Source organism: Granulicatella sp. WM01 (assembly GCF_004570605.1).
GTDB lineage: Bacteria > Bacillota > Bacilli > Lactobacillales > Aerococcaceae > WM01.
This window is the reverse complement of record NZ_SPPB01000102.1, coordinates 1-2,809: the sequence shown is the minus strand read 5'-3', so window position 1 is coordinate 2,809 and position 2,809 is coordinate 1. Positions and strand designations below refer to the sequence as shown.

Below are 2,809 nucleotides of genomic sequence, written 5' to 3'. Positions count from 1 at the left end.
GGCTTTGATGACGTTATATTTTTTTATTTCATTCACTGTTAATTCTATCCTTTTCATATCTCTAGTTTATCATTTTGGGACATTTTGTCATTCGATTACTTTAAGACATTATCACATTCGATTGATAAAGTTAAAAAAAGATTAAAAAATAGTTTGACTATCTTGTATAAAACGATTAAAATAGAAAATATCGTATTTTTGGAGGACAAGACATGAGCGTAGAGATTGATTGGAAAAATTTAGGATTTTCGTATATAAAGACACCATTTCGCTATATTTCATATTGGAAAGATGGGCAATGGGATAATGGACAATTGACAGAAGATAACAAGGTGTATATTAGTGAGGGCTCAACAGCTTTGCATTATGGGCAAACTGCTTTTGAGGGGTTAAAAGCGTATCGTTGTAAAGATGGAAGTATTAATTTGTTTAGACCAGATGAGAATGCAAAACGTTTAATGCAAAGTTGTCAACGTTTATTAATGCCAGAAGTGCCTATTGATAAATTTGTTGATGCCGTTAAGCAGGCGGTTAAAGCAAACGAGGAGTATATTCCACCATACGGAACAGGAGGTAGCTTGTATATTCGACCGTATATTATTGGTGTAGGCGATAATATCGGTGTGGCACCTGCTCCGGAATATATTTTTTCTGTATTTGTTGTTCCAGTAGGAGCTTATTTTAAAGGTGGATTGACACCAACTCGTTTTATTGTTACAGAATATGATCGAGCAGCACCACGTGGAACGGGATCTGTAAAAGTAGGTGGAAATTATGCATCAGGATATAAGGCTGGTAAAGAAGCAAAACAAGCTGGATATAGTGATGCTGTTTATTTAGATCCACAAACGCATACTAAAATTGAAGAAATTGGTGCAGCAAACTTTTTTGGAATTACAAAAGACGGTAAAAAATTTGTGACACCTAAATCTCCGTCTATTTTGCCAAGTATTACGAAATATTCATTGCTTTATTTGGCAAAAGAGCGTTTAGGACTAGACGTAGAAGAGGGAGATATTTATATTGATGCCCTAGATCAGTTTAGTGAAGCTGGTGCGTGCGGAACAGCAGCCGTTATTTCTCCTATTGGTGGTATTCAAAATGGCGATAATTTACATGTGTTTTACTCTGAAACAGAAGTAGGACCAGTAACCCAACGTCTATACGATGAATTGGTAGGTATCCAATACGGAGATGTGCCTGCACCAGATAACTGGATTGTTAAAGTTGATTAGTTGATTGAACTGGGGAAAAAGTCTTAAAAATATAAAACAGCTTATAAAGACGTTATAAAAAACGTTGATTATAAGCTGTTTTCAATCTCTCAAATTTTAATCGAAATACTAAAATTTTAGTTTTTTCCTAGTTCCTTAAGTGTGCTGAATTATTCATTTTTTAGGTATAATAAATCGTGTTGGTGAACTTCTTTTGTTTGCCAACACGCTTATTTTTACAGAATTAAGTAAAGTAAATCAGCTCTTTATCCATATGGTTTGATTTGGGAAAACACAGAAAAATAAAGTTTCTATATATTTTTGATGAAACAGTATGAAGATATGTGTGAAAATATATTGGTATGAAAAATAGATAAACAAAAGAGTAACTGGGAAAAAATAATATGCATGCGTGTATGAAGAGTACATGTATGAGCAATATAAAATTAGAAAATGATTTATTAAATATGTTAAAAAAGAAACAAATAATACGTGCATTATCGGATAATATGTGATATACTAATCAAGTAGAAAAGTAAAGACGGTGGCTCTTAATTCTGAAAGAGAGGTGATGCCTATGGGCAAATCATCAAAATCTAACGGAAAGGAGGAGCTATAATTGTCAGTAGCAGAAGCACTGCAATTAGCCATTGACTTTGGAATATTAATTGTTTCATTAGTTAGTGTAATGATTGCAATTGCCGTATACTGTAATAAAGACAATAAAAAATAACCGTCTTATCTTTGGTCCGATAACGGTTATTTTTTAACCCAAAGAGCCACCGTCTTAAACGGTTCTACAGGGAACGAGTTACACTTGTTCCCTTTTACAGTTATTATAGCATAGGTTCTACAAAATGCAAAAAATAATATGTACAAGCAATGTAGAATTAGAAAACTATTTATTATATATTAAAAAAAGAATAATTAATACGTGCATTATCGGATAATATGTGATATACTAATCAAGTAGAAAAGTAAAGACGGTGGCTCCTAATTCTGAAAGAGAGGTGATGCCTATGTGCAAATCATCAAAATCTAACGGAAAGGAGGAGCTATAATTGTCAGTAGCAGAAGCACTGCAATTAGCCATTGACTTTGGAATATTAATTGTTTCATTAGTTAGTGTAATGATTGCAATTGCTGTATACTGTAATAAAGACAATAAAAAATAACCGTCTTATCTTTGGCCGGATAACGGTTATTTTTTAACCCAAAGAGCCACCGTCTTAAACGGTTCTACAGGGGAACAAGTTATGCTTGTTCCCTTTTACAGTTATTATAACATAGGTTCTACAAAATGTAAAAAATAATATATACGAGCAATGTAGAATTAGAAAAAGATTTATTAAATATGTTAAAAAAGAAACAAATAATACGTGCATTATCGGATAATATGTGATACACTAATCAAGTAGAAAAGTAAAGACGGTGGCTCCTAATTCTGAAAGAGAGGTGATGCCTATGTGCAAATCATCAAAATCTAACGGAAAGGAGGAGCTATAATTGTCAGTAGCAGAAGCACTGCAATTAGCCATTGACTTTGGAATATTAATTGTTTCATTAGTTAGTGTAATGATTGCAATTGCTGTATA

Annotated in this window: 4 protein-coding genes; all 4 read left to right on the top strand. The window is 32.8% G+C overall.

Annotated features, from left to right (window positions below; translation table 11 throughout):
* Positions 1–212 precede the first annotated feature (212 nt).
* Positions 213–1,235: a branched-chain amino acid aminotransferase gene (locus tag E4T68_RS08610; RefSeq protein WP_135126001.1), complete on the top strand. Its 1,023-nt coding sequence runs from the start codon at positions 213–215 to the stop codon at positions 1,233–1,235.
* Positions 1,236–1,833: 598 nt separating this feature from the next.
* Entirely contained in the window at positions 1,834–1,947 is a 114-nt protein-coding gene (locus E4T68_RS09860; protein WP_228099294.1) for a putative holin-like toxin, read from the top strand.
* A gap of 328 nt (positions 1,948–2,275) precedes the next feature.
* Positions 2,276–2,389: a putative holin-like toxin gene (locus E4T68_RS09855; RefSeq protein ID WP_228099294.1), complete on the top strand. Its 114-nt coding sequence runs from the start codon at positions 2,276–2,278 to the stop codon at positions 2,387–2,389.
* A gap of 331 nt (positions 2,390–2,720) precedes the next feature.
* On the top strand, positions 2,721–2,809 hold an 89-nt coding region (locus E4T68_RS10030), incomplete at its 3' end, for a putative holin-like toxin (protein WP_370543847.1).